Annotated in this window: 8 protein-coding genes; 3 read left to right on the top strand and 5 right to left on the bottom strand. The window is 60.3% G+C overall.

Annotated elements, in window-relative coordinates:
• Positions 1–395 precede the first annotated feature (395 nt).
• Genes PSV43_RS24690 through PSV43_RS24680 form a run of 3 tightly spaced genes read left to right on the top strand, consistent with a single transcriptional unit; the run spans position 396 to position 2543 of the window.
• Positions 396–1841 (top strand): hypothetical protein, encoded by a 1446-nt coding sequence (locus PSV43_RS24690; protein WP_300204008.1) that lies wholly within the window; start codon positions 396–398, stop codon positions 1839–1841.
• A gap of 46 nt (positions 1842–1887) precedes the next feature.
• The gene (locus tag PSV43_RS24685; RefSeq protein WP_300204005.1) at positions 1888–2154 is read left to right on the top strand and encodes a hypothetical protein; all 267 of its coding nucleotides are present in this window, start codon (positions 1888–1890) and stop codon (positions 2152–2154) included.
• A gap of 5 nt (positions 2155–2159) precedes the next feature.
• The gene (locus PSV43_RS24680) at positions 2160–2543 is read left to right on the top strand and encodes a type II toxin-antitoxin system VapC family toxin (protein ID WP_300204002.1); all 384 of its coding nucleotides are present in this window, start codon (positions 2160–2162) and stop codon (positions 2541–2543) included.
• 56 nt (positions 2544–2599) lie between these two features.
• Here the strand turns inward: PSV43_RS24680 and prmC are convergent, their stop codons facing one another.
• The 5 genes from prmC to PSV43_RS24655 all read right to left on the bottom strand — a co-directional run.
• Positions 2600–3475 carry a peptide chain release factor N(5)-glutamine methyltransferase gene (gene prmC / locus PSV43_RS24675; RefSeq protein ID WP_300203999.1) on the bottom strand — a complete coding sequence of 292 codons (876 nt, stop codon included), beginning with the start codon at positions 3473–3475 and terminating at the stop codon, positions 2600–2602.
• 51 nt (positions 3476–3526) lie between these two features.
• Positions 3527–4093: a 5-formyltetrahydrofolate cyclo-ligase gene (locus PSV43_RS24670; RefSeq protein ID WP_300203997.1), complete on the bottom strand. Its 567-nt coding sequence runs from the start codon at positions 4091–4093 to the stop codon at positions 3527–3529.
• A gap of 75 nt (positions 4094–4168) precedes the next feature.
• A complete protein-coding gene (locus PSV43_RS24665; RefSeq protein WP_300203994.1) occupies positions 4169–5407 on the bottom strand; it encodes a dihydrolipoamide acetyltransferase family protein in 1239 nt (412 codons plus the stop codon).
• Between the two features lie 29 nt (positions 5408–5436).
• A complete protein-coding gene (locus PSV43_RS24660) occupies positions 5437–6402 on the bottom strand; it encodes an alpha-ketoacid dehydrogenase subunit beta (protein WP_300203992.1) in 966 nt (321 codons plus the stop codon).
• On the bottom strand, positions 6399–6924 hold a 526-nt coding region (locus PSV43_RS24655), incomplete at its 5' end, for a thiamine pyrophosphate-dependent enzyme (protein WP_300203989.1). The genes PSV43_RS24655 and PSV43_RS24660, both read right to left, overlap by 4 nt.

Raw genomic sequence — 6924 nt, 5'->3', positions numbered from 1 at the left:
TCGTCCTCGTCCTCGTCCTCGTCCTCGTCCTCGTCCTCGTCCTCGATCCTGCCGCTCCGCAGAAGCTGAACACAGCGATCGTCCAAATTCCTCGTCAGGATATAACAGCCCCGCAGAGAAAAGCGCTCATGCACGCTTTGAACCGCGTAGCGGTGGAACAACCGTAGCCGGGGGTGCCAACCCACGGTCCGCGCATGAACGGAGATTTCTATTTCGTGGAACCGCGTAGCGGTGACACAAACCTCCATGCCACCCATCACCTGATTCCAGTGAGCCCAACACGGCGAGCCGTGAACCAGACTCGAAACGCAACGGCAGGATCGAGTTCAAGCAGGAGGACGAGGACAATTCCTTGACCTCTTGACGCCTTGACCTTTGACAGGTCTTTTCCTCCAATGACCTTCACCCTCGAGTCCTTCCACTTCCACGTGCTGCCCATGCACACGCGATTCCCGTTCAAGTACGGCATCGCCAGCATGAACGCGCTTCCTCACCTCTTCGTCACCGCGAATCTGGTCGTGGATGGCAAGGCCGTGAGCGGACTCGCCAGTGAAGGCCTGCCGCCCAAGTGGTTCACCAAGAACCCGGACACGCCCTTCGAACTGGATCTCGCGGAGATGATCGCCGTCATTCAAAATGCCTCACGCATCGCCCGTCTCGCCGCTGAAAAACCCACCGGCTTCTTCGCGTGGTGGCAGAACCTCTACGCCGAACAAAGCAACTGGGCCAAGGTCAAAGAGGTGCCCTCTCTTCTCGCCAATCTCGGCGTGAGCCTCATCGAGCGCGCCGTGCTCGACGGTCTGTGCAAAGCCCTCGGCCAGCCTCTGCACGCCGTCCTGCGCACCGACGTACTCGGCATCGACCTCGGGGCCGTGCGTGAAGAACTGCGCGGCATGCGCGTGACCGATGCCATCGCCCCCACACCTCTCTCCCACATTCACGTACGCCACACCGTCGGCCTCGGCGATCCCCTCACCGCTGCCGATGGCAGCTTGGACGACGGCCTGCCCTACACACTGGAAGAAAACATCCGCGCCTACGGCCTGCGCTACTTCAAAATCAAAGTCTGCGGCAAACCCGAGACCGACCTGCCACGCCTGCGCGAGATCACCCGCATCATCACCGCGAACTGCCCCTCCGGCTTCCACGCCACGCTGGATGGCAACGAGCAGTTTTACGACCTCGCCTCCTTCCGCGAATTCTACGCCACACTCAGCGCCGATGCCGCACTGGCACCTCTCTTCCAAAACCTGCTCTTAATTGAGCAGCCGCTGCACCGCTCACAAGCTCTCAACGATGACGTGGGCACAACCCTGCGCTCATGGACCGAAGGCCCCGGCATGATCATTGATGAAAGCGACGGCTCCCTCGCCGATCTCCCACGCGCCCTCGATCTCGGCTATCGCGGCACCAGCCACAAGAACTGCAAAGGCATCGTCAAAGGCCTCGCCAACGCCGCCCTGCTCAAGAAGCGCGCCGCCAGCATTCCCGGTGGCCCCATCCTCAGCGGCGAAGACCTCGCCAACGTCGGTCCCGTGTCCCTTCTGCAGGACCTCAGCGTCATGGCCCTGCTCGGCGTCACCCACGTCGAGCGCAACGGCCACCATTACTTCCGCGGCCTCAGCATGCACTCATCCGCCACACAGGACGCCGCAATCGTCACTCATGCCGGATTGTATCAACGCCATGCACAGGGTTTCGCGACACTACGGATTGAGAACGGCACGCTCGATCTGCAGAGCGTGAACGACGCGCCCTTCGGCTGTGGCATCGCGCTGGATGTGTCGCAGTTCGAGCCCCTGAACGCCTGGATCAAGCGCGGTGGGATGGGGGAGTTGTGACAGAATGCGTATTGACGGAATCACGGAATCCAGCAAGATTCCTTGCATGACTTATTCTTCTACTTTGACCTCAAAAAATCAGACGACCTTGCCCAAGGCAATTGCCGCCCTTCTGGGAGCCAAGTCCTCATCGATTCTGGCTTATGAAGTACTGGAAGGAGGAAAAGTTCTGCTCACAGCCAAGTCCGCGACGTTCAAGGATATTGCCGACACTTTTCCAAAGAAAAGACCGGCCAAGCCCGTCAGCGTCGAGGATATGAAAAATGCGGTACTGCTAGGTGCCTCCAAACGCTTCAAGAAGTCAGTGAAATGACAGGCTTGGACACCAACGTGCTTGTACGTTACCTCGCGCAAGATGACGAAGCCCAATTGCGGGCTGTGCTAACTCTGCTTCTAAAAAAGGGGGCGACGTTCTTTGTTCCCGATCTGGTATTGATTGAGGCAGACTGGGTGCTTACCACCGTCTATCAGTGGACTGCTGAGGAAATCGCCGAGGCATTTGGCCGACTGCTGAGCGTCCACAATCTGCTCTTCGAGAATGAGGGAAGGATTCGCGCTGCCTTGCGCGCTCTTCGCCAAGGCGCAGATTTGTCAGATGAGCTCATCGTCGATCGTTGTCGCGAGATGGGATGTAAGACAGTGGCAACTTTTGACAAAGGAATTATAAAACGACATCCCGGATTTGCAGTGATTCCAAAGTAGTTTGCGCAGAGTCCCCTTTAGGAGGCATCTAATGCATGATGCTCAAGGGTGATGTTTTATGACTCCGCAACAGGTTCTGCCAGAACCGGGGCAACGCGTTGCGGTGCCACTGCAAACACAAACCGATGAATCCCCGTCAGATCCGCCGCAGTGCTGGCATTCAAATACCCAAGCTCGGCGCAACGTGCCGCAACCGGCGCTCCCTGATCATGCCCCACTTCGAGGGCGATGAGCGCCCCCGAATTCAAATGCGGCAGCGCATCGTTCAGAAAGCGCTCCACGATGCGGAGGCCATCGGGGCCGCCGTCGAGCGCGAGAACGGGATCGCGCTTCACTTCGACGCTCAGGGTCGGAATTTCGGCGCTGGGGATGTAGGGAAGATTGGCGACGATGACGTCGAAGCTGCCGGTGATTTTTTCGAAGAGGTCGCTGCGCAGGAGTTTGACGTTGGCGCTGAGGCGCGAGGCATTGAGGCGGGCAAGGTCGAGGGCGTCTTCGCTGATGTCTGCCAGCACCACTTCACTCAGCGGCCAGGCTTTCGCGAGACTGAGGCCGATGCAGCCGGAGCCGGTGGCCATGTCGAGCGCACGCGCAGGTGCGGTGGCACACCTTTTGAGCACGAGTTCAACGAGCGTCTCCGTTTCAGGGCGGGGAATGAGTGCGCGGTGGTCGCTTACAAACTCATGGCCGCAAAACTCCACGCTGCCGAGCAAATGCTGCAGCGGCTCGCCTTCTCCACGGCGTTTCAGCAGCTCGCGCAGGTTCACGAGATCAGCCTCAGGCACCGTCTCGTTGAAGCGCAGGTAGAGATCAAGCCGCCGACACCCCAAGACGTGAGCGAGCAGGTGCTCCATGTTCAGCCGGGCTTCGTCGATCTTGCGTTTCTCCAGGTAGGCGGTGCCAGAGCTGACGATTTCGAGAATGAGCTTCATGGAGTGTGAAATGACGAGTGCCTAAAAACAGTGTTCACTCATTCGGGACGCTCACGCTTGGATCAAGCCGGATTCCGTGATGATTTGATGGATGTGCTCATCGTGAAACTCGACGGTGATGTGGTCGACGAGCTGCACATCAAACGCGACGGCGATGCGTTCGGCGCGGCACTGGGGATGACCGAGCAGGCGGTCATAGTAGCCACCGCCACGACCGAGTCGCTTCCCATCGTGCGTGAAGGCAAGACCAGGAACGAGGATGATGTCGAGCGCAGCGACGTCGATGGCCGGGCAGTGCGAGTTCGGCTCCCAGACGTTCATCTGGCCACGATGCAGATCATCCATGGAGCGCACCTGCCTTGCTTGAAGTGCCTGGTGCTCGATTTGGAAGAAGCAGGTGCTCACTCCCTGCGCATGCAGGGCAGGCAGCAGATGCGTGACAAGATCAGGTTCGTTTTTCAGGCCGCCAAAGAGGGCGACGGTGACTCCTGCAGGCCAAGTGGCGGAGAGGCGCTTGAGGTGGGCAGCGATGAGGACACTGGCGGCATGGCGCGTGGACTCCTCCATACCCCGCAGGCGTTCGCGCATGAACATGCGCAGCGTGGGTTTGTCGTGCATGACGTTCGATGGGATGAGAGAACGCGCGGGACGGATCGAAAGCGCTGGCCGACAGACAGGAGTGTCCGTCGTACTTTAGAGCAGCTCGGGTTTTTGCAGCAGTTCGGCCACACGCTTGAGCAGGCGTCCGGCGCCACCGCCATCAAGCACGCGGTGGTCAAAGCTGAGGGTCAGTTCGGCTTCGGTGACAGGGATGAACATATTCACTTCTTCACTCCAATGCGGCACTTTGCTGCCAGCACCGAGACCGAGAACCAGATTCTGCTCGGGCAGTGGGATGGGTGTGGCCCAGACGATGCCGAAGGTGCCGAAGTTGGTGACGGTAGCGATGCCGGGGCGTTTGACGTCGTTCGGCAGGCGGCGCGCACGGGCCTGCTCGACGAGCTTGTTGTACGTGGGCACCAGTTTGACGAGCGGGGTCTTCTCCACTTCACGCAGGGTGGGTACCATGACGCCGTCATCGACTTCCACAGCGAAGCCGATGTCGATGGCGAGCGGATGCACGATGCGATTGCCCACCAAGCGTCCGGCAAAGGCGGTGTTCTCGGCCAACGCCAAAGCGAGGGCGCGAATGACGTACAACGCAGGGCCGGGCTTGGGATCGGTCTTTTTGCGATGCGCGAGCATGGCATCCAGCATTATGGGACTGCCCACGGTGGCAAGGGGGCGCGTCCAACTGCGGCGCATGGAATCCGCCACGGCGATGCGCATGGGCGAGGCGGGCGTCATGCGGTGCTGCTCCAGCGCACGCAGGAAGGCCTCGAAGTCTTCGACGGTGACACGACCACCGGCACCTGTGCCGGGCACCCCCGCAAGGTCGGAGGCGTTCAGGCCCAGCTCCAGCATGCGGGCACGCATGCGCGGAGAGATATAACTCGCTCCCGTAGCTCCGGCAGGCACGGGCAGACCGCCGACCACGGGCTCGACGGTAGGCTGGCGCGTGGAGATGACGTCGTTGTCGCTGATCTTGAAGTGCAGGTTTTCCACTTCTTCGGAGCCTGCACGGGTTGCGCTCGGAGTGGAGGTCGAAGGCTTGGGCTCATCCACAAGTCCAATCGACTGGGCGTTTTCCAGCGTGATCTCAAAAGCGGCGAGTGTGGAGCCGACGGCGTAGCTGGTCTTCTCTGTGGCCACGATCTGCCCAATGGTGCCAGTACAGGGTGCGGTGACGGCCATGGTGGCCTTGTTTGTCTCGACTTCAAAGAGGTCACAGCCTGCTTCGACCACACGACCGGGCTCGACCAAAATACGGATGATGGTGGCTTCGGCGATGGATTCGCCAAGCTGCGGCATCAAGATGGGAATGGTACGCATGACTGGATGCTGAAAACGGGATGCAGATTTTAATTACGCAGCAGACGGCGGAGCGCAGCGGCGATGGTGGAGGTGGTGGGGCGATGCGACTTCCAGAGATTCGGGTGGTACGGGATCGGCGTGTCCTTGGAGTTCAGCCGCATCGGTGGTGCATCCAGCAGATGGAAGCCATCCGTGGTGACGCGGGCGATGATTTCCGCCGTGACCCCACCCCAGGGGAAGGCCTCGCCGAGGGCGAGCAGACGCCCCGTCCGCGCCACGGAGGCGAGAATGGTGTCTGTATCCATGGGCTTCACGGAGCGAAGATCGACGACTTCGATTTGATAACCGTCGAGCTGGAGCTCTTCAGCAGCACGCAGGGCCTCATGCACCATGGCGCTATAAGTAACGATGGTGGCATGGCGGCCCGGACGGGCGATGCGCGCCTTGCCGATGGGCAGCTCGCGGTCGCCGATCTGGTCGGCCTTGAGATGGTAATAGAGGAACTTGTGCTCGCAGAAGATGACGGGGTCGTTCAGCTTCACGCTGTCCAGCAGCATCCAGTAGGCATCCTCCACCGTGGCGGGGGTCACAATGACCAGACCGGGATAGTGCGCGTAGAGGGCCTCCATCGACTGGCTGTGAAACGGACCGCTGCCAGCCGTGCCGCCGGAGGGCAGGCGGATGGTGATGGGACAGGGCACATTGGTGCGCCAGTAGAGTGTAGCCGCCTGATTGACGATCTGATTGAACCCGATGGAGGAGAAGTCAGCGAACTGCATCTCAATGATGGGCCTCGCGCCTTCGATCGCCGCGCCGATGGCCATGCCCACCATCGCGTCTTCGCTGATGGGGGCGTCAAAAACGCGGTTGGGGAACTCCTTGCTGAGGTTCTTCGTGGCTTTGAATGCACCGCCAAAGGTGGCGATGTCCTGCCCATAGAGGAAGACAGAAGGATCTTCGCGCAGGGCTTCATACTGGGCTTCCCGAATGGCTTCGAGATAAGTGATGCTCATGCTTCGTGCTGTCCCTCCACAAGCTCGGCACAGGACAGGGCCTGCCAATTTTCCTTGAAGGGATCAGGTGCGGGTTCTTTGGACACTTTGGAAACGGTTTGATCGACGTTGCGGCGAACCTCTTCATTGAGCTCGCGCAGATCGGCGGAGGACAGCCAGCCGTGGTCACGGGCGTAATCTTCGGCCACTTGCAGACAATCCCGTGCCGAAGGTTCCTGGCGGGCTTTGTCGGGAATGTAGGAGGCGTCATCGTGCTCGCCGTGCCCAGCCAGGCGCAGCAGCGTACCGACGATCATCTGCGGACCACTGCCAGCGCGCGCTTTGGCGGCCGCCGCACGAAATGCCTTGAGACAGGAAGCGAGATCGGTGGCGTCCACCGTCATGCCATCGACGCCGTAGCCCGCCGCACGGTCCACCAGATTTTCACAGGCATACTGGCGGGTGTTCGGCGTGGAGTAGGCGAATTGATTATTCGCGATGCTGACGATGATGGGCAGCTTTTCCACCGCCGCCATGTTCAGG

The sequence above is a fragment of the Prosthecobacter sp. genome (assembly GCF_029946185.1).
Taxonomy (GTDB): Bacteria; Verrucomicrobiota; Verrucomicrobiia; order Verrucomicrobiales; family Verrucomicrobiaceae; genus Prosthecobacter.
This window is presented reverse-complemented; position numbering and strand designations above follow the sequence as displayed.